Source organism: Citrobacter sp. RHBSTW-00887, from assembly GCF_013728095.1.
In the GTDB taxonomy this organism is placed as follows: domain Bacteria; phylum Pseudomonadota; class Gammaproteobacteria; order Enterobacterales; family Enterobacteriaceae; genus Citrobacter; species Citrobacter braakii.
Window position 1 is genome coordinate 4,782,264 of the sequence record NZ_CP056267.1, and the last position, 18,820, is coordinate 4,801,083.

At 51.9% G+C, this 18,820-nt stretch carries 28 protein-coding genes and 1 pseudogene; 21 read left to right on the top strand and 8 right to left on the bottom strand.

Features of this window, described 5'->3' with window-relative positions; translation table 11 throughout:
• Nucleotides 1-526 precede the first annotated feature (526 nt).
• From HV314_RS22745 to HV314_RS22770, 7 genes are all read right to left on the bottom strand, one after another.
• On the bottom strand, nucleotides 527-1,000 hold the full coding sequence (locus HV314_RS22745; RefSeq protein ID WP_239661200.1) for a DUF2913 family protein: 474 nt from the start codon (nucleotides 998-1,000) through the stop codon (nucleotides 527-529).
• Entirely contained in the window at nucleotides 985-1,134 is a 150-nt protein-coding gene (locus tag HV314_RS27445; RefSeq protein WP_319841445.1) for a hypothetical protein, read from the bottom strand. Before HV314_RS27445 ends, HV314_RS22745 begins: the two co-directional genes overlap by 16 nt.
• Before the next feature lie 91 nt (nucleotides 1,135-1,225).
• Complete coding sequence (locus HV314_RS22750; protein ID WP_032747553.1) at nucleotides 1,226-1,774, bottom strand: YagK/YfjJ domain-containing protein; 549 nt, start codon at nucleotides 1,772-1,774, stop codon at nucleotides 1,226-1,228.
• A gap of 78 nt (nucleotides 1,775-1,852) precedes the next feature.
• Nucleotides 1,853-2,269: a putative zinc ribbon protein gene (locus HV314_RS22755; protein ID WP_032747550.1), complete on the bottom strand. Its 417-nt coding sequence runs from the start codon at nucleotides 2,267-2,269 to the stop codon at nucleotides 1,853-1,855.
• Nucleotides 2,257-2,679 (bottom strand): putative zinc ribbon protein, encoded by a 423-nt coding sequence (locus tag HV314_RS22760; protein ID WP_049287231.1) that lies wholly within the window; start codon nucleotides 2,677-2,679, stop codon nucleotides 2,257-2,259. Before HV314_RS22760 ends, HV314_RS22755 begins: the two co-directional genes overlap by 13 nt.
• A 288-nt stretch (nucleotides 2,680-2,967) precedes the next feature.
• Nucleotides 2,968-3,207, bottom strand: coding sequence for a helix-turn-helix transcriptional regulator (locus HV314_RS22765; protein ID WP_028016384.1), 240 nt, complete (start codon nucleotides 3,205-3,207; stop codon nucleotides 2,968-2,970).
• Nucleotides 3,208-3,359: 152 nt separating this feature from the next.
• Nucleotides 3,360-3,929 (bottom strand): inovirus Gp2 family protein, encoded by a 570-nt coding sequence (locus HV314_RS22770; protein WP_028016383.1) that lies wholly within the window; start codon nucleotides 3,927-3,929, stop codon nucleotides 3,360-3,362.
• A 455-nt stretch (nucleotides 3,930-4,384) separates the two neighbouring features.
• On the opposite strand from HV314_RS22770, the gene HV314_RS22775 reads away from it, so the two are divergent.
• Nucleotides 4,385-4,732 (top strand): hypothetical protein, encoded by a 348-nt coding sequence (locus tag HV314_RS22775; RefSeq protein WP_142476901.1) that lies wholly within the window; start codon nucleotides 4,385-4,387, stop codon nucleotides 4,730-4,732.
• 44 nt (nucleotides 4,733-4,776) lie between these two features.
• On the opposite strand, the gene HV314_RS22780 is transcribed toward HV314_RS22775, so the two are convergent.
• Complete coding sequence (locus HV314_RS22780) at nucleotides 4,777-5,700, bottom strand: IS5 family transposase (RefSeq protein ID WP_134918848.1); 924 nt, start codon at nucleotides 5,698-5,700, stop codon at nucleotides 4,777-4,779.
• Nucleotides 5,701-5,830: 130 nt separating this feature from the next.
• On the opposite strand from HV314_RS22780, the gene HV314_RS22785 reads away from it, so the two are divergent.
• The 20 genes and pseudogenes from HV314_RS22785 to HV314_RS22880 all read left to right on the top strand — a co-directional run bounded on the left by HV314_RS22785 (nucleotide 5,831) and on the right by HV314_RS22880 (nucleotide 18,786).
• Nucleotides 5,831-6,115, top strand: coding sequence for a hypothetical protein (locus HV314_RS22785; protein ID WP_224267737.1), 285 nt, complete (start codon nucleotides 5,831-5,833; stop codon nucleotides 6,113-6,115).
• Between the two features lie 1,506 nt (nucleotides 6,116-7,621).
• Nucleotides 7,622-8,692, top strand: a complete 1,071-nt coding sequence (locus tag HV314_RS22790) for a hypothetical protein (protein WP_319841444.1) — start codon at nucleotides 7,622-7,624, stop codon at nucleotides 8,690-8,692.
• A 142-nt stretch (nucleotides 8,693-8,834) separates the two neighbouring features.
• Nucleotides 8,835-9,719 carry a GTPase family protein gene (locus HV314_RS22795; protein WP_021314685.1) on the top strand — a complete coding sequence of 295 codons (885 nt, stop codon included), beginning with the start codon at nucleotides 8,835-8,837 and terminating at the stop codon, nucleotides 9,717-9,719.
• Nucleotides 9,720-10,167: 448 nt separating this feature from the next.
• Nucleotides 10,168-10,896, top strand: a complete 729-nt coding sequence (locus tag HV314_RS22800; protein ID WP_032738397.1) for a helix-turn-helix transcriptional regulator — start codon at nucleotides 10,168-10,170, stop codon at nucleotides 10,894-10,896.
• Nucleotides 10,893-11,396, top strand: a complete 504-nt coding sequence (locus HV314_RS27450; protein ID WP_004856844.1) for a hypothetical protein — start codon at nucleotides 10,893-10,895, stop codon at nucleotides 11,394-11,396. Before HV314_RS22800 ends, HV314_RS27450 begins: the two co-directional genes overlap by 4 nt.
• A 54-nt stretch (nucleotides 11,397-11,450) precedes the next feature.
• Entirely contained in the window at nucleotides 11,451-11,717 is a 267-nt protein-coding gene (locus HV314_RS22810; protein WP_021314684.1) for a hypothetical protein, read from the top strand.
• Between the two features lie 12 nt (nucleotides 11,718-11,729).
• On the top strand, nucleotides 11,730-12,041 hold the full coding sequence (locus HV314_RS22815; RefSeq protein ID WP_004856838.1) for a hypothetical protein: 312 nt from the start codon (nucleotides 11,730-11,732) through the stop codon (nucleotides 12,039-12,041).
• A 58-nt stretch (nucleotides 12,042-12,099) separates the two neighbouring features.
• A complete protein-coding gene (locus tag HV314_RS22820; RefSeq protein WP_004856835.1) occupies nucleotides 12,100-12,567 on the top strand; it encodes a hypothetical protein in 468 nt (155 codons plus the stop codon).
• 46 nt (nucleotides 12,568-12,613) lie between these two features.
• Nucleotides 12,614-13,156: a DUF4234 domain-containing protein gene (locus HV314_RS22825; RefSeq protein ID WP_004856832.1), complete on the top strand. Its 543-nt coding sequence runs from the start codon at nucleotides 12,614-12,616 to the stop codon at nucleotides 13,154-13,156.
• An 89-nt stretch (nucleotides 13,157-13,245) separates the two neighbouring features.
• Nucleotides 13,246-14,064, top strand: a complete 819-nt coding sequence (locus HV314_RS22830) for a DUF932 domain-containing protein (protein WP_004856830.1) — start codon at nucleotides 13,246-13,248, stop codon at nucleotides 14,062-14,064.
• Nucleotides 14,064-14,324 carry a hypothetical protein gene (locus HV314_RS22835; protein WP_049287279.1) on the top strand — a complete coding sequence of 87 codons (261 nt, stop codon included), beginning with the start codon at nucleotides 14,064-14,066 and terminating at the stop codon, nucleotides 14,322-14,324. The genes HV314_RS22830 and HV314_RS22835 overlap by 1 nt, the downstream gene beginning before the upstream one ends.
• 96 nt (nucleotides 14,325-14,420) lie before the next feature.
• Entirely contained in the window at nucleotides 14,421-14,885 is a 465-nt protein-coding gene (locus HV314_RS22840; RefSeq protein ID WP_004856826.1) for an antirestriction protein, read from the top strand.
• 10 nt (nucleotides 14,886-14,895) lie between these two features.
• A complete protein-coding gene (gene radC, locus HV314_RS22845) occupies nucleotides 14,896-15,375 on the top strand; it encodes a RadC family protein (RefSeq protein WP_021314683.1) in 480 nt (159 codons plus the stop codon).
• Between the two features lie 11 nt (nucleotides 15,376-15,386).
• A complete protein-coding gene (locus HV314_RS22850; RefSeq protein WP_004856822.1) occupies nucleotides 15,387-15,608 on the top strand; it encodes a DUF987 domain-containing protein in 222 nt (73 codons plus the stop codon).
• A gap of 22 nt (nucleotides 15,609-15,630) precedes the next feature.
• Nucleotides 15,631-16,002 carry a type IV toxin-antitoxin system YeeU family antitoxin gene (locus HV314_RS22855; protein WP_004856821.1) on the top strand — a complete coding sequence of 124 codons (372 nt, stop codon included), beginning with the start codon at nucleotides 15,631-15,633 and terminating at the stop codon, nucleotides 16,000-16,002.
• A gap of 2 nt (nucleotides 16,003-16,004) precedes the next feature.
• Complete coding sequence (locus HV314_RS22860) at nucleotides 16,005-16,235, top strand: hypothetical protein (RefSeq protein WP_004856818.1); 231 nt, start codon at nucleotides 16,005-16,007, stop codon at nucleotides 16,233-16,235.
• A gap of 94 nt (nucleotides 16,236-16,329) precedes the next feature.
• Nucleotides 16,330-16,689 (top strand): TA system toxin CbtA family protein, encoded by a 360-nt coding sequence (locus HV314_RS22865; RefSeq protein WP_181546782.1) that lies wholly within the window; start codon nucleotides 16,330-16,332, stop codon nucleotides 16,687-16,689.
• A gap of 14 nt (nucleotides 16,690-16,703) precedes the next feature.
• Entirely contained in the window at nucleotides 16,704-17,195 is a 492-nt protein-coding gene (locus HV314_RS22870) for a DUF5983 family protein (protein ID WP_004856810.1), read from the top strand.
• Nucleotides 17,196-17,323: 128 nt separating this feature from the next.
• Nucleotides 17,324-17,494, top strand: a pseudogene (locus HV314_RS22875) (DUF4942 domain-containing protein); the annotation flags it as partial.
• Between the two features lie 90 nt (nucleotides 17,495-17,584).
• Nucleotides 17,585-18,786 (top strand): IS3 family transposase gene (locus HV314_RS22880; protein ID WP_154948990.1). Its coding sequence is split into 2 segments (ribosomal slippage): nucleotides 17,585-17,900 and nucleotides 17,900-18,786, totalling 1,203 coding nucleotides; the frame shifts between segments, so codons are not numbered across the junction.
• The last annotated feature ends 34 nt before the right edge of the window (nucleotides 18,787-18,820 follow it).

The following is an 18,820-nucleotide window of genomic DNA, read 5'->3' on the forward strand; positions in this document are numbered from 1 at the left end:
CCGACACTGTATTTTTGAGCATTTGCCTGAAATGGAAAATTTCGGATAAGACCCAATAGCCGGAGTATAGGAACGTTCCCTGCCAGATCGGAAATGAAAAAATGTAATAATATTTTACATTTCTAAGCTTTAACAATTAAAGATCATCTTTCTGATTTATAAGAATTTTCTTGCATAACCCCTTCAGGCCTTGTGGGATAAGGATGTGCGGCAAATGATCAGTTTATCTTAGGGTGCATATCTGTGCGAAATACCACCAATCGCATGAAATCTCTGGTTTTGTATTTTTATCGAAAAATGTGAAGCCGGACGTGACTGAGCATGTGAAAAATTGACGACATTTTCAGGTTTTCATCATTTCTGATTATTCACTTAAACGGTGCTTATTTGTTTTCGTCAGAAGAAAATAAATGTCATGACTGCCCTTTACACATGCCTCAATACCAGAAAGTAAGCACGACCCGGATATCTGCCATTCAGGGAATGGGTTGTGATCAGACTGACTAATGCGTTGAGAATGTTTGTTCTATTGCTCAGGTTGTAATGCGATCCGGTTCAACGCCATCATGACTGGCGGGAGGGCATGGGCCTGAAAAACCTCTGCACATGTTGACAGGTTGCCCGTCACCAGAAATTCCACCAGCGCAATCAGTTTACCCTCATCCGAAAATCCACCGGTCAGTGCCGACTTCCTTACCAGCAATGCATCCGTATCGCTGAATTCCTGGACCAGAAGCGCTTCATTGTCCCAGTCCTCGTCACTCACCACTGCATTGACCCAGTCCTGCGATTTAAGTTGTTCAATTGCATACGTCAGCCGGTACAAATCCGACTGAGCAGACACCGGCCCCGAGCACGAAGACCAGAGATATTCCAGACGAGTGAATAAGCTGGCAGCAAAGCCCTTCTGGCGCCCAAGTGTCATCAGACTCTCAATATCGGATGCGATAGCATGCGGAAACCGCTTTTGCTTATACGCCACAGTCAGCCAGCGCAGCAAAAATGCATGCTGAGTGGCGACAGCGCCTGACCATCCTGCTGCACGGTACGTAATGCGACAAGGGCGCACCAGGCAAAATGTGCAAGTTCAGCGACGGTTTGTTCCGGAGGTAGAGTATCGTGAGTTCTTTTCATCAGGGAATTATATCGGTGCTGAGGGTACCGGAAAAGACCAAAAAGTGATCGTGTGGGGTCAGACGGAACATCATCACGGTAACCAGTACGCTCACGGGCAAATAACACCCGTTCTGGCCGTAATCACGGGAGGTACCATGTTATCCATTCCGGCCTTCAACCGGCCAAACGGCACGGTAAAAGCGTTCTTATCTGAACGACTAATGATGAAAGATGACATGCTGGTAACGTTATTATCAGTGTGTATCACCGCACACCATGCCTCTCTGAGTATCCTGCTCATGTCCTGCTGTACGACCCCATCGCGCAAGGCCCCCAGCGTATCAAGATTAATCAGCAGCAGTATTTTGCGCTCTGGTGCACTGGCAGACTCCCACATCCATCGCAGGATCGTTGGCGGTGAACTCTGCCGCGCCTGCTGACGCTGGCGCGAATATTCGCCGGTGCGCTGCCAGACTTCAGTATGAAAACGCAGAATCAATGACCGGTATTCGCTCATGGTTTCTCGATACGGCAATTTCAGCGTAAAGCTGAATGCCGCCAGTCGCGGGTAATGGTCAACGGCCTGTTGCAGAAATGCACGCGTACTGACGGCATACGCGCTGACAGCATCAGAAGCCCGTGTGTAAGAATGATTCACAATGCAGACTCTCTTTGGGTTAAATCAGGGAAGACCCCGCCAGTGCGGCGGTATCTGGTTCATAAAGGCGAGGGAGGACTATCCGGTACTGTAGCAGTAGTTTCTCTGCCAGTTCACTTCTTCGATGCTGTAGATACCGGTCTGGCATCGGTAACAGTGCTTCACGCCCTGATAATGGTCGCCGCACCACACACAGTACCAGGACAGCGTCATCACCGTAGCATCCAGTCCGTTGAGCATATTGCGCAGCTTCCTGTGCCGGGCCCCGGCTTTCACTTCCGGGTCGAGATGGGCACAGTTCATCAGCACATCCCGGGCCACGGTCCGCGTATCGTGTTCAAACCACGCAGGGTCGCTGAAGGTGCCAGCATGCAGCACCAGACGACAGCCACAGGAAGCACAGCTCCATACCTGCCCCGGTGCGCTCATGGCTTCACCGGCCGTCACAAAGTGACCTTCACGGTCATTTGCCAGGTAACATTTCAGTACGCGCATGCCGTTACCTCTGCAGTCCGGATTTCAGCATCAGAGAGCGTCCTGCTGAACTCACCGGTTCGGCAGGTCAGGCAATAGCGCTCACCGTGATAATTACTGTCGCAACCACTGCAGTGACAGACGGCGCGGTAAACCAGCGGACGGGCATCCGGTACATACCATTGCAGCTGCCGGATATGGCGGGTCCCTTTCGCTTCCAGGTTGACATACGGACAATGCTGTCGCCCGTTATCTGTCAACATGTCGGACCGGTGTTCAAAGAACGGTCGCTCAGTGTTGTATTCAGGATGGTATCGCAGCGCACTGCCGCACAGGTGGCAGGTGTAGCGGTCATACGGATACCGTTGTGCTGTTCTGGCTCCGGTGAGACGACCATTACCGTCAAGGGCGATGAAAGATTTGGCGTACATCGTGGTACTCCTTACCGCCAGACGACACGCAGGCGTAAGCCGTCCCGATATGGGCTGCATGGCTGCGTGAATGGCGGGTCAGTTATGCGTTAGCGGAAGATGATTCTTGGTATTCAGTCTCTGCAGCCCACCGGGATTACGGTTGTGCAGATGCTACAGAGGTGCGAAAACAAACGGGGCAGGGTCTGGCACCACAATACTGCCTGCGGCAACGGGGACACTTACAGCGCGCCGGGATGTTCTGTGGTTTAGTACGGCGTTGTTTTTCCATCAACAAACCTCGTCTGCTCAGGCGCCACGGGAATCTGCGATACGCTGCTGCATCCAGGTTTCCACCTCGCTTCTGCGCCAGCGCGAACTGCGGCCCAGCTTAATGGGTTTGGGAAACAGACCGTCGCCAATCAGTTTATAAAACCACTTGTCCGTCATACCGGTGTACGTGGTGATAAAAGTCATGTCGATAAGCGGGTCCTGAGCTGAAAGCAGTGTGTCAGGACTGGCATTAATGTTCGAATTCGTCGTGGTCATGGTATTTTTCTCCCTCTGAGGATATGGCTGTCGGGAGACGTCCGGTAGTGGTTGAATCATGGGGTTACCGGTTCGCCTCAGAGGATAGGGAAACGTTGTAAAAAATTACCCGGCCCGTACGTTCAGGCCTGGTGAATCGATATATGCCTGGCTCAACCGCGGCTGCAACCGAAGTTACGTTCACCATCGCCGGTGACTTTGGTTTCGCGTTTGGCAAGATAAGCGGCCTGCGCCAGCGCCTGTTGAAGCTCTGTGGTATTACCGCGCGTCAGCCAGGACACCGGGCTCTTCGGGAAGCGGGCCAGAACGGCATGCGCCTGTGCATCCACCTTCAGAGCACTGCACCACGCCTGTTTAATCATACCTGCGAGCGAATCCGGGTCCTGGTAATCCCCCGGTCCGCACCACGTATCGCGGTTCAGCAACAGCACCGCGTGGTAATGCTTCTTCCCTTTGATTTCACCAAACTCCCGCGCCCAGACAAAACGCAGCGTGGTCGGCCAGACGCGTTTGCCCTCGCGACGTTGACGCGCCTGAAGGGCTGTAATTCGGGCTTTCAGGGAATCGGTGAAACGGGAGATAACGGCTGTATCGCTTGCCGCTGGCGTATCCGGCAGACGGAGGTCAACACGCAGGGCCAGTAAGCGGGTGTAAGCGTTAAGCGCACAACTGAAGGTATCGGCGATGCGTTGCTGCCAGAAAGGGTCGTATGTGTAACTCATTAAAATGGACTCCGGTGGGTTATCGTTCATAACCATTACCAGCGCCGTAAAAAATAACTTTTTGCCTTCAGCGGGTCCCTAAGCAGGTCCCCAGAGATGGCAGGATTCGATAAAATATCGGGGGTGGCAGGGAGATATATGCAACGGGTAGCAGCACAGTGACTGAAGCCATGAGGTCAATACGAATTAACAACGATTCTGGCGCAGGGTGACCCGAATACTGCGAAAAAACAGTCTTCCCGTTACCGACATCTCCAGGGCTACAGTGAACAATGGACATGGAAAGAAGATAACCAGAGGAAATAACGATGATTGTTGACGTTGAGGAAACCCCGGCGATCGCGCTGGCACTGTTGAAAGAAATACTTCACGACTGGTAAAAGACCGTTCCACCATCCTGGCCCTCAACCTGGCCTGTATTTAACCGGCTGGTTGAACGTCATGACGAGATGGTGGTGGTATACAGGGAGATAGCGTCCAGCAGTCTCTCCAGACAACAGCTCTGGGTGCTGCTTGAGCAGATTATCCATGCCGGTAGCTTTGGAACCGATGAGCGCTTTGCACAACTACGGGCTGATCATCAGGAGCTTACGGCCCTGAATGACAGTATCAGCGCCATGAGCCAGAAACTGGCTGAAATGCTGGAGCGACGTACAGAGCTTAGTGGGAACGGTCACTTTCATTGCGAGCGTATGCGTAAACTCACCGAATTTATCGATGATGCCGGAGAGAAGAACGATCATTATCAGCTTCACCTTAAACCAGAACTGCAGCGGCTTAATAGTTTCGATCGGCTTTGTTGAATAAATAAGATTTCGTGCGAACGACCCTGTAGCTGGCTGGATTTTCAGGCAATACGCACGCTTTCTGGCATCCCAGCCTTTGTCATCCTGTTCAACGCACGCACCATGGCCATAGCTTCCGCTACCTGACCATCGTAGTCACGCAGCGTCAGTGAATCTCCCAACAACTGCTTCATTCTGTACATTGCCGTTTCCGCTATCGAGCGACGGTTATATTCCGTTGTCCATTTCCACCGTGCATTGCTTCCGCTCAGCCGCTGAATAGCAACGGCACGGTTGCGGTCTGCGTACTCACCGGGCCAGTAACCTGCTCCTTTTCGGGGAGGAATAAGCGCGCTGATTTTTTTGCGGCGCAGTTCATCGTGACAGAGCCGGGTATCGTAAGCCCCGTCTGCCGCGGCTGCCCTGATTTTTCTGTGAGTCTGCCGGATAAGGCCCGGGAAGGCTTCTGAGTCCGTGACGTTATTCAGCGACAGGTCTGCACAGACAACTTCATGTGTGTTGCTGTCAACAGCAAGATGCAACTTTCGCCAGATACGACGGCGCTCTTTGCCGTGCTTTCTGACTTTCCATTCGCCTTCACCAAAGACCTTCAGCCCGGTGGAATCAATCACCAGGTGTGCGATTTCACCCCGGGGGGACGTTTTGAAACTGACATTAACCGACTTTGCCCGCTTACTGACACTGGTGTAATCCGGGCAGCGCAACGGAACGTTCATCAGGGCAAAAATGGAATCAATAAAACCCTGCGCAGCCCGCAGGGTCAGCCGGAATACGCGTTTAATCACCAGAACGGTGGTGATGGCGAGATCAGAATAGCGCTGGGGCCTTCCTCGTGATGAAGGCGTTGCCGACTCATACCAGGCCTGAATCGCCTCATCATCCAGCCAGAAAGTGAGGGAGCCACGGTTGATGAGAGCTTTGTTGTAGGTGGACCAGTTGGTGATTCTGAACTTTTGCTTTGCCACGGAATGGTCTGTGTTGTCGGGAGGATGCGTGATCTGATCCTTCAACTCAGCAAAAGTTCGATTTATTCAACAAAGCCGTTTCGATCTTAAGTACTGGCCTGACATTGCCGGGATTATTCATTCGCTGGATATGGAGGAGGTTGAGGTTACATTTGCTGATGAAGCGACGGAGGCGATAATTAATGCACGCCGCCCTTCGCTGACGGATTTCTTCAGAGCGTTATTCGATAACATCGGTATGCAAAAAACAGGGGATTACTACGCCTTACCACGAACGTTTAAACTCTCAGATGCAGCGCTGGCGACAATTTGTAATATCACCCGTAGTTTGCCACCCGATGAACTCGTTGACGCCGCTTATGTCAAGCGTACCCGTCATCGTCTGAAAACACAGGATTTTAGCGCGATATGGTGAAGCCACCAGCCCATGTGATAGTCATTGCCAGATTTACTTAAGCGTTTGATGTTTTGTATTGACCAGGTTTAAAAAGGGTCTGTGGTTACCCTGAAAAGCGAATATGACTCCGGCGGGATGTATATACCCGGGGTAAGAGCCCCTGTACCAGCCCCCGCTGCCATCATGATATTACTACCTCGTTCAATAAACCCGATAAATAATCGTTATCGGGACTACTGTTAAAACGCTCTGTAACGCATCACGCTCAACGTATTCATACCATCCACAGATTTCCATTAGCGTTATCTTTTATGCGATTACAGGGGCTTACAGAAAGCTTCAGTAACATTCAGGTTTATAACATCAAACCGTTTATCAGATAACTTACGATAATGCGTTAATTGTTTCTCAGACACTGAAAGATTTGGCCATAACAATACGCGATGTTACCTGCATTATCCGGCCTGCGGTACATGCCCGAACTATTACTCCCGACAAAATCTACATACCCGGATTTATGGTTCGTTGATGTAATCAATACCCTTGCACATACTTAGCGTATTAACACGATCCTTTCAGCTTCCATTGGTTATCACATTACCTGTTATAGTCAACCCTCGTAATAACACGTTAAACAGACAGGCTAACACCAGTAGCACCCACCGTGTATTTACACTTCGCACAACGCTGCCATACGCTCAGTCCATCCTCCGGCAATATTATCGACCGCACTACCCTCCCTGAAGATTTACACACCAAAGATAATATCACTAAGTTTAATATCTAACGTATTTACTCATTTACGCAGTCTTATCTCAAAGTAATGGCCTCGTCTTGTCTCTTTATAAAGGGAAATGACTGAGAGAAAGCACTGTCTGACGAGTAGCCTCACCTGCCGGTTGATATCATCGGCAACTACCTTTTCAACTGTAATATTGCCTTTCAAGTGATACTCTCTTCCAGGCTGTCATTCATCCCTCTGAGTAATGTTCTTGTACTAACTGTTGTTTAACCATAAAGAAAGGGCTATCTTTATTATATTAATACCAATCCAACACATCGGGCCTGACTGCAATACCAGAGCAGGTTACGTCAGGCCTGGTCTATACGCGATAAAAGCCATGCACGTTCACTCTGGAATTATCTTTACCAACACCCCCCCAAAAAAACACTTTGCCGCCTCAAATAACCTCAACCACTATAACGCCCAAATTTACACAACTCACAGAAGCCATCTCCCTGATTCTGAGCAATGAAATGAAAATATACTAGGGTAAACCTGCCTGCTGCCAGAAATTCCCTCTGAAGCGAACCCGGTATCATGACGGGGTGAAGACGAGAGCATGCAGAAGAACAAACGGAGGAATAAGATAAAGTTAAAGAGTAGTGGGTAAGCGAACAAGAATCCCTAAAAACAGAGCACAGAAAGAAATAAATCATTAAAAACAGCAACATTAAAACCATGGTAAAACCGTGATCAAACCAACATAAAACCACAATCTTACTTCACGATGACTACCAGATATGTTTTTTAGTGACGATAAAACCATTGTCATGCTACTTTATCCCCACAACAATCACTACACAAACCACTACTATGTAGTTTGTTTTATGGAGCCTTTTATAATGGCAATAAATTACATTAATGGCAGACAAATACCCGTTAAAAATCGTGACATACGAATCTGCAATTTTTATATTACCTGGTTAGAAATAAACAAAAACATCAGAGCAGAAGGGGTTAACCGTCAGGAAGCAGGCAGCTGCCATCAGGCAGTTAATCATCTCCTCAATAAGTACTATCCTGATAAAGAACAGCAAGACAGACTCCTGGCAGATATGCATACCGCCTGCGACGAGAATATCTTACCTGCAGAAAAATTTGACTGGATTGAAAACGACGAGCGGGCCGCATTCTGGATGTGGGGTTATCTCTGTGAAGCGAGTGACTATCAGCTTGGTATTCTCCGTTCAGGAGATGCCCCTTTCGGTCAGAACTGGTATCAGTTCCTTCAACTCAATAAATCCCCGGCAAGCCACCGGGAAAGAATGCAACTTCTCTTCAATTTCTTTGACTGGATAATTATTCCTGCCCCACCAGTTAATCACCTTAAGAGCCAGGTAATGGACAGGCTCAAAGACCAGTGGAAAAATATTTACAGCAAACCTGCTCCGCTGAAATGGTTACCTGATGAGGAAGAGGCGGTACTGTGGGCATGGAACAGTCTTAAATCGCTACAGGAAGAAAGAAACGCCCCCACCGGCGGACTTTCATTTACGCTTTCTTCGCCGGGGCTGAGCACCTGGTTTACCCCTCTGAGCCATGCTGAACGAAATTTAGCGCTACGTGCCGCACTTGATTTATGGGATGACGCACCGGATACCAAACGGCTATTCCTGCTTAATCTGAATAAAGCCTGGAATCAGCAGAAGCTACGTCAGTCCCGCACAGATAAAAAAGCACTCAATACGTACCTTAAGAACGAAACTAAAATGCGACTCGACTTTATGGCTGAACGCAGCGGAGTTCGCATCAGCGATATGCTGGAAACTCTGATTAATGACCATTACCGAAAAACCTGTGGTGGTGAGTGAGGACTTTGAGCTAAAAACAAGGTGAGCGGAGGCAGTAATACAGCCCATACATGACATTCAAAAAAATTTCAGACCTATATTACCTGTGTGAGAAGGGCAGCAGAAATGCTGCCATTTTGTTATTTCACTCACGGAGGTTAATGTGTCAGATAAAACTGAACAGGGTCTTGATGGCCTGAAGCAACAGCTGTCTCTCCTGCCCGAAACACTCTCCCGTACGATACTAAATCGCATCCGCCAGCACATCCATTACGAGCCGGTCGTTGGCATTATGGGTAAAACAGGGAGTGGGAAAAGTTCTCTATGTAATGCGCTCTTTCAGCAGCCCCTAAGCCCGGTCAGCGATGTGCAGGGCTGTACCCGTGAACCGCTTCGCTTCACGCTCGATATTGGCGGGCGTCGCATGACGCTGGTCGATTTACCCGGTGCCGGTGAATCTCTGGACTATGACCGTGAATACCGGCAGCTATATAAAGATCAGTTACCGACGCTGGATCTTATCCTCTGGGTGATGAAAGCGGATGACCGGGCCTGTGCGACCGACGAAGCGTTTCACCGGTTCCTGCTCAATTGTGGCGTCTCACCGGGCAGCATTGTCTTCGTCATTAACCAGGCCGACAAGGCGGAACCCTCGCTGGAATGGGACAGGGAAGCGTGTCTGCCCTCCACTGGCCAGTTGCTGACGCTGACCACCCGAAGCGCAGCCATCTCACGGCAGTTCTCCTGTCCTTATCCGGTTCATGCGGTGTCAGCCAAAACAGGCTACAACCTGGCCCGTCTGGTCGAAACCATGATATTTGCCCTGCCCCCGGAGGCCAGCAGCGGCGTTTTTCGTCAGGTCAGGGAAGAGCACCGGACTACGGAGGCAGAGAGTACCGCCCGACAGGATTTCGGCGATCTGCTGGGTGAGTTATTCAGCCGGATAGTGGACGCCATTCCGCTGCCAAAGGCGGTCCGTGAAGCGCTGGGAACGATCCGCGACGGCATTGTGAATGCCGCTTCTGCGCTGTGGCACTTACTTTTTTGAGGTGGTGGAAATGATACTCAGGACACTGACATGGTCCCTGTTACGCATGCTGCTGCGCTATATCCGAAGACGGGTGGTTAACAGGATCCTGGATTACTGCCGGCGCGCAGGCTGGCCGGAGAAAGAGATCCACAGCGTCCGTTGGGCTCTCATCCTTCTGTTTCGCCTCTTACTGCGTTTACTGAGGGCGAGATTAATAAAACGCAATACTACAGCCACCTTCAGCCCTGACAACGCCTCCTGCTGACCGGCTTTATGACAGAGTATGACCGCGTAACGCTCACCAGCTAAGCGATGTGAAATTATCATCGTAAATTCAGACAGTTATCGTGGGAAAAATATTGCATCTTTTCTGCCGCGCTGTCTTATCGCTGGTCATATCCTGTCCACACCGTCCTGCATAATAACCGCATGAGTTATCTCGGTATTTTTCATTCACGGAGGGCATATGCGCGCCACGAACCCTGCGCCCCGACACGACAGGCTGGCACTCAGGCTGTCAGTTATTATTAGCCGGCTTTTTGCTGGTGAATCCCTTTCACTAAAAGCGCTGTCCGGTGAATTTGGCGTATCTGAACGCACCCTGCGCCGGGATTTCTCTCAGCGTCTGCTGCATCTGGATCTGACTGGCGATAACGGCTGCTGGCGGTTACGAACAAACCCGATGCGCGACCATACTCCTGGTGCGCTGGCGTTTGCCCGCAACACCGGAATAGCCCGTCTCATTCCCTCACAGAGCCGCCATCTGATGCAGCTGTTGATGGATGAAAACGGCACATCTCCATGCCTGATAGGCCATGCACAGCAGCCCGCGGGGATCCTCCCGGACTGCTTTGAGCGACTTGCTGAAGGCATTTACCACCACCGTCTGGTCAGCCTGTTGGTTAAGGGGATTCGTCACGACCACCTTGAGCCCTACCGGCTAATTTTCTCACATGCAGACTGGTATCTGGTGGCCAGCCAGTATGGTGCGATACGGGTATTCAGGGTTGAGGAGGTAACGTCGGTCTCCTTGTCTGAACGCTCTTTTCACCGGCGCAGTGAAACCAGCGCACTCATTGTAGACGCGGATTTCATCAATGCCCTTCCGCATTTTCACTTTATCAGCAACGTCATTCATACCTTCCGGGAGCTTTCTCCCGAACCTCACACCAGACCAAAAGGAGTTAAAACATGAAACACGGTACAGCCCTGCTGCTGAGCGCAGGAATGATGCTGGCATCGCTGTCAGCCGTAAATGCCGCTACGCCCGATGCCCTTATACAGGCATACCACCAGCGTTGCGGAAAGCCCGTCTTCTATGCGCAGACCGTTAACCACAAAAAGGAAGTCGAGATTTGCATCATCACCCCGTCGGTATCGTACTCATTCGGCAGGACCGGCGCAGAACATAAGGAAATGGACCTCACCGTACCGGCAAACACCACCACGTACGCTTACCAGAGCAATCAGGTAATCAGTCTGCAGGAATTCACAGTCAGAAACGGAGACACCTCATACCAGGTATCTGCCGGGACAAACGATGAAGGCAGACCGTTCGCGTCCCTGGACGTTTACAAGGGAACACCTGAGTCGGGCCAGCATCTGGCGGAAATCCGGCTCGACCCGAACACGGTGGTGAACAACATCAGCCATGCCCTTGCACAGGAAGGCGTGGTGCAATCGGACAGCCTCTGAGCAGAGGCGTTTTAACGAATGGATATTAACACAATGATTCACAGGCAATTAAAAATGACGACGGCTTCCCGGGGCGCGTTACTGGCCGTCACTCTGCTGTCAGCTCTGGCCGTGAGCGGCTGTGGTGACAAAAACGAACAAGAGTTTATCCGGGGCTGTAAGTCCGGTGGCGGAACCACCGCGGTCTGCGGCTGTATCTGGGATGAGCTGAAGACGAAATATACCCACGGGGAACTGGAGAAAATGAACCAGCAGTACGGCTATGTCCCCCCGCGTTTTATGGACAACATGCTGAGTGCCGCTCAGCAGTGCAGAAAATAAGGACTTACCAGAATGGGGCTTGTTATTAAGTATTTCGCAATTGCCTTTGGCATCGCGCTTGTGGTTGTCCTGTTTAACGTGTTCGGAAATACGGGCGAAATCCGCAGTTTCGGGCAGGGGATGGGGTATCTGTTCTGGATGACGCTCGGCCCCGGTGCCGGTATGACTATCGGCGCGTTCCTGCGCCAGTGGCTGATGCCGGATGCGGTATACACCAGCGAAGGTATGACCGGGCTGCTCAAAGCCCGCTTGTTCTGGCTTGTGGGGCCTCAGTGCATCGGCTGGCTGGCCGGTCTGATAACGGTTGGCAAACAGCTTATGTAACACCCACGGCGGATTCATCAACAGTTGCCCGCCTCTTAGATAATTTAAGGAAACGTTCATGCGTAAACTATCTGCCGTTCTGCTGGTAACAACACTGGCATTCACTGGCGTCGCTCACGCTATCCCCAATATGTGGACCAGCGGCTTCGGCATGGGAGTGACCGAATACATCATCACCAGCCCCGAAAATGTGATGTTTAACCTCAATTGCACAGGCAACCCCGATGAGCAGAACATCCTGCAGCATCACGTCATGCTCACCTTTCCCGATGGTTCCGGGGCAGACTCACATGACGACCATACCGCCATCACGCTGGTAATAAACGATCGACAATTCCCGCTCCCTTCGTCTCTGGGATGGCGTAATGCGGACAATGCCTGGTCGCAGTTTATTACGGCTCTGGGACAGGCTGCACATTTTGATGTGTATGTGAATGACAGGAAAGCCGGCAGTTTTAACCCGGGGATCAGGAATACACAGCAGGAGCTGAAAAATATCAGCGACTGTGAAAATACGGCCGGTTAATTCACGGAAACACTCCCCCCACTCGTTTAATACAGGAATTTAGTTCATGACAGATATCACGATTAATACCCTCAGCCAGCGGCTGAATACCCGTACGCTGCATTTTGTCCTGCTCAGCATGGTCACCTGCGGCGTCTGGCCCCTGCTCTGGCTCTACAAAAAGCAGGATATCATCAGCGAGACCACGGGCTACCCGCTTTACGGCAATCTGTTTATTATCTGGCTCACCGTCTGTTTCGGGCTCAGTCGTCAGTTGGGTGCCATGGCAGCACCTGACCCGTACGGTTACGACTCAACCGGCGATATCCTGCTGGCCATCAGCGGGCTGCTCTCAATAGCCAGTGGTGTGATGTATGTGGTCTGGGCTTTCAAGGCCAGAACCGCACTGCGTCACTTTGCGCTGAACACGTTTCGCTTTGACCTGAAGATGAACGTCTTTTATACCGTGCTGTTTAACGTCTTCTACATCACGTACTGCATCAATGACATGCAGCAGGCGCTGGCGAAACACCAGATTATTCACAGGAACACCACAACACCGGGTGAACATGCTCCGGCCCAGGCGGCAGAACAGACGAACCAGCCCTGACAACTGCCACAACACAGGTATTACACACCACCAACGCCCTGCTCATCCGAGCGGGGCGTTTTCTTTTATTTCTCAGAAAGGAAATTTCCATGCGCTTAGCCAGCCGTTTTGGCGCTGCCAGCCTCGTGCGCCGCGACCGCCCATTAACCCGCGATGAACTGGCGCACTACGTGCCCAGCGTCTTCAGCGAAGAAAAACATGAATCCCGCAGCGAACGTTACACGTACATCCCGACCATCACCCTGCTGGATAACCTGCAGCGGGAAGGCTTCCAGCCGTTCTTTGCCTGCCAGACACGCGTGCGTGACCTGAATAAACGCGACCACACAAAGCACATGCTGCGCCTCAGGCGTGAAGGCCAGATTACCGGTAAACAGGTCCCCGAAATCATTCTGCTTAACAGTCACGACGGCTCCAGCTCATACCAGATGCTGCCGGGGTTGTTTCGTGCAGTCTGCCAGAACGGACTTGTCTGTGGCGAAACCTTTGGGGAGGTGCGCGTGCCGCATAAGGGTAATGTGGTGGAGAAAGTCATTGAAGGGGCTTATGAGGTACTGGGGATATTTGACCGGGTCGAAGAAAATCGGGATGCGATGCAGTCACTGTTACTCACGCCACCGGCACAGCAGGCTTTTGCAAAAGCCGCGCTGACGTACCGCTTTGGTGAAGATCACCAGCCGGTGACGGCATCCCAGATACTGACGCCCCGCCGCTATGAAGACCGTCAGGACGATCTGTGGTCAGTTTTCAATCGTTGTCAGGAGAACCTGCTGAAAGGGGGTCTGCCGGGACGTACTGCCAAAGGCAAGCGCAGCCATACCCGCGCGGTTAAAAGCATAGACGGAGACGTTAAGCTCAACCGCGCCCTCTGGGTAATGGCGGAAGAACTACAGCAGGCACTGAGCTGATGCCACCGCTACCTGATAACGCCCACCAGGCAACCCTTTATCCGACCGCCCTGGAAAACACTCCCTGCAGCCGCTCCATCTCCGATGACGACCTGTGCGCCTGGTGCTCACACCTTCTTTATCGTCCCGGTGAACTCAGCCTGTGCCGCTTAATCCTCCCGGAGGGCCACTGGCCCTCACGATGCGATGCAGATGGCTATGCACAGTCCTGCCCACAGCTACTCCTGACCACATCACCTGCTGAACTTACCTGCCAGTAACGCATTCCTTCACCATCACGCCTCAAATCACCTTTTCCACACATCAGGCTCCCGTTTACCGGAGTCGCACTTATGACCTTTCAAAAGGAATAACCAATGAATAACGCTACAAATCTGCAAACCCTTTCAGACCTCGAAAATACCAACACTCTCATCGTCACGTTGTTGCCCGATGAACAGCGTATCGGCTTCTGGCCACAGCACTTTGGTTCCATCCCGCAGTGGATGACCCTTGAGCCGCATATCTTCGCCTGGATGGACCTCTTCTGTGCAGACTATTGCGGGGGTATCTGGCAGTTTTACACGCTGAGCAACGGCGGTGCTTTTATAGCCCCGGAGCCCGATGGTGATGACGTTGAAAAATGGACGCTGTTCAACCCGATGAATGGCAACGATGTGGAAATGAGCGCAGAGGCCGCGGGCATAGCAGCCTGCCTGATGGCTTACAGCCACCACGCCATGCGCACCGAATGCGACGCCATGACGGAGCACTATTACCGTCTGCGGGACTACGCGCTCAACCACGCGGAATGCAGCGCCATCATGCACATCATTGACTGAGGATCCCGCTATGGAAACACAGTTACCACTGTTTGCCGCCGAATTACCGGCATCCGCACAACACACCATCCGTGAGGCACTAACCCTGCTGGAGCGTCAGTTACGCGAACCCGGTGCGTCATTTACCTCCAGTAGCTCAGTACGTGACTGGCTGCGCCTGCAGCTTGCCACACTGGAGCGCGAAGAGTTTACCGCGCTCTTCCTCGATAACCAGCACCGGCTGATTGCGCACGAAACTCTCTTCACCGGCACCATCAACCATACGCAGGTCTATCCACGGGAGGTGGTAAAGGCTGCACTGAAATATAACGCTGCTGCCATGCTCGTGGCGCACTGCCATCCTTCAGGGCACGCAGAGCCCAGCGATTCAGACAGACGGATCACAGAACGTCTTAAGCAGACGCTGGAGCTGGTCGATATTCGCCTGCTGGACCACCTGGTGGTTGGCGGGATGGATATAGTGTCTTTTGCCGAACGAGGCTGGCTTTAAGGAGACCGGTGATGAAGATTATCAGCAAACGCCAGGCGATGGCGATATACCGCCAGCATCCGCAGTCCCGGCTGTTCCGCTTCTGCACAGGGAAATACCAGTGGTCCGGCAGCATCTGCCACTATGCCGGACGGGAGGTGCAGGATATCAGCGGTGTGCTCGCCGTATTCGCTGAACGCCGCCAGGACCGCAACGGCCCGTATGTTGTCCTGCGCAGCGTTACCCTGAATTAACACATAGTTAAGGATTACTTAAATGCAAAGCTCAACAAATGTAGCAAACCACGATATTGCCGCCTCCTGGTGGGGACTTAAGCCTGCAGCTATCCCGTGTTTTGGCGCACGACTGGTACAGGAGGGCAACCGGCTGCATTACCTGGCTGATCGCGCCAGCATCACCGGCACCTTCAGCGAATCAGACCTGCGCCATCTGAATCTGGTATTTCCACTGCTGTTGAAACAACTTGAGTTAATGCTCACCAGCGGTGAACTCACTCCCCGACATCAGCACGGCGTCACGCTCTACGCAAAAGGACTGACCTGCGAGGCAGACACCCTCGGCTCCTGCGGGTACGTTTATCTTGCGATTTATGCGACGCCACCTGCGGCACAACCCGGAGGAGAATAGCCATGCAACACGCCTGTAAAATCAGCGAGGTCATTGAACTGCTGAAACAACATCAAAATGACGACTTCGTATTGTGTTCACTCTGGTACGAAGACGATGTACACAATGTGGATGAGTCTGTTACGACAGAAGAGGCCAGAGCGGCATTATGCCATGCAGCCAGCCATCACGACGCAGAACAGGGCATTAACTGGTTCACACTGGAGGCCGCACTTGACGCCATCAGACAGTAAGTGGATTACCTGAAAAACACCGTAATTCACCATCCCCCTTCACCGTAATCCCCCCGACCATCAACATCTTATTTATTTAACAGAGATCAACTTTATGCAAACCTTACCCACCATCCCGACGAGGAAGGTATCGTCACACCCGTCGCCGGTAGAAATCTGGCAGCAACTTCTTACTTATCTGCTGGAAAGGCATTACGGCCTTTCGCTTAACGACACACAGTTTGGTGATGGCAATGTGATCCAGCAGCATATTGACGCCGGGATTTCACTGGCAGATGCACTCAATTTTCTCGTTGAAAAATCTGAACTGGTACGAATTGATCGCCCCGGTTTCTCCATTCAGCATCAGTCTCCGTTCATCAGCGCTATTGACATACTCCGGGCCAGAAAGGCCACCGGCCTGATGCAACGTACCGGCTATAAGGCGGTGACTTGCGCCATCAGTGGGCAGTAATCCAGGGGGCAGCAATGAAGCTGTCCCTGACGGTGGAAGCCGATACCGTTAATGTACTGGCCCTTAATGGGGGCCGGATCGCCGTCGATATCGATGGTATTGAGCTGGCTGCGCTGATTGATGTGGTCAGTGATAACGGGTATTCGCTTCGTGTTGCTGATACCCCAGGGAGGTTGGTTGTTGAAGATCAGCTACCACGTACCGCCCGTCTGAATGGGATCCAGTGCAGTACCGCTCATATCACGTGTGAGGATAACGCTATTCTCGACCAGGTCACTCTTCAACGCCACGACGGCGGCAACAGTGACTGGATACTGTGCACCGGCTACGGTTACCTGCTCAGACTTAATGCTCGCTTATACCCAGTGCTGGAACTAAAGAGATTGGGGCTTTCAAAGGGCTGCCGTCGGTTAGTGACCACACTGATACGACGTTACGGGATCGATATGCTACATCTGGATGCAGCGGGTGACCTGTTGCCGGGTTTTAGCACCTTCAACTGGTAGTCTCTCCTTCCGACATGCTCAGTCTCTGCAACACATCCGCTCAGAATAATCACAGCCCTGTATTCACCACACGCATAAACGCCAGCCCTCACCGACTGGCGTTTTGCTTTATATAAAGGACATAAACTATGTCAGAACTTACTCTCACCGAATCCGAAGTGTTAACCGACAATACCGATGTAATTTGCTCGACCAGCATTGAACGTATCGTCACCGGACGCAACGCGGCGCTGGCTCAAATTGAAACGCTGATACAGCAACTCGACGATATCTCGACACTGACTAGCAACATCGGCGGTTAGACTGGCCCCATGAATCTCCAGACAGTTGGTATCACTTAAATTAGTGATAGTCTTAATACTAGTTTTAGACTAGTCGTTGGAGTCCGAATGATTGATGTTCTAGGTCCAGAGAAGCGCAGACGGCGCAGCGTTCAGGAAAAAATCGCCATTGTTCAGCAGAGCTTTGAGCCCGGAATGACCGTGTCGCTGGTCGCCCGTCAGCATGGCGTTGCTGCCAGTCAGCTGTTCCTGTGGCGTAAGCAATATCAGGAAGGCAGTCTCACTGCGGTTGCCGCGGGTGAACAGGTTGTACCCGCGTCGGAGCTGGCATCTGCAATGAAGCAAATTAAAGAGTTACAGCGCCTGCTGGGCAAAAAAACCATGGAAAACGAGCTGCTGAAAGAAGCCGTTGAATATGGCCGACAAAAAAAGTGGATAGCGCACGTGCCCTTGTTGCCGGAGGATGGCGAATAAGCCTTGTCAGTCGTTGCCTCCGGGTCTCACGTGCGCAACTGCATGCCATGGCCCGTCGGTCGAAGGGCTGGCAGGATCGTCGGTGCAAGCGCAAGCCTGATGATACTGAAGCGCTGGCTCGTATCCATACCGTTATCGACGATCTGCCCACCTATGGTTATCGTCGTGCATGGGCACTGCTGCGCAGACAATCAGAAACTGACGACATGGCGGTGATCAATGCCAAACGCGTATACCGCATCATGCGTCAGAATGCGCTGCTGCTTGAGCGTAAACCGGCAATACCGCCCTCGAAGCGGGCGCATAGAGGGAAAGTGGCCGTTGGAGAAAGTAACCAGCGGTGGTGCTCCGACGGCTTCGAGTTCAGCTGTGATAACGGTGAAAAACTGCGGGTCACGTTCGCACTGGACTGTTGCGATCGCGAGGCACTTCACTGGGCGGCAAGTACCGGTGGATATGACAGTGAAACCGTGCAGGACGTCATGCTGGGTGCAGTAGAGCGTCGCTTCGGTAACAGGCTGCCGACATCCCCCGTTGAGTGGCTGACAGACAACGGTTCAGCCTACCGTTCTCATCAGACGCGTCAGTTCGCCAGAATGGTAGGACTGGAGCCAAAACATACGGCGGTACGTAGTCCAGAAAGCAACGGAATGGCGGAGAGTTTCGTGAAAACGATGAAGCGCGACTACATCAGCATCATGCCAAAACCTGACGGGTTAACAGCGGCAAAGAACCTTGCGGAGGCCTTCGAACATTACAACGAATGGCATCCGCACAGTGCACTGGGATATCGTTCGCCACGGGAATATCTGCGGCGGCGAACCAGTAATGGGTAAAGCGATAAAAAGTGTCTGGAAATATAGGGGCCAA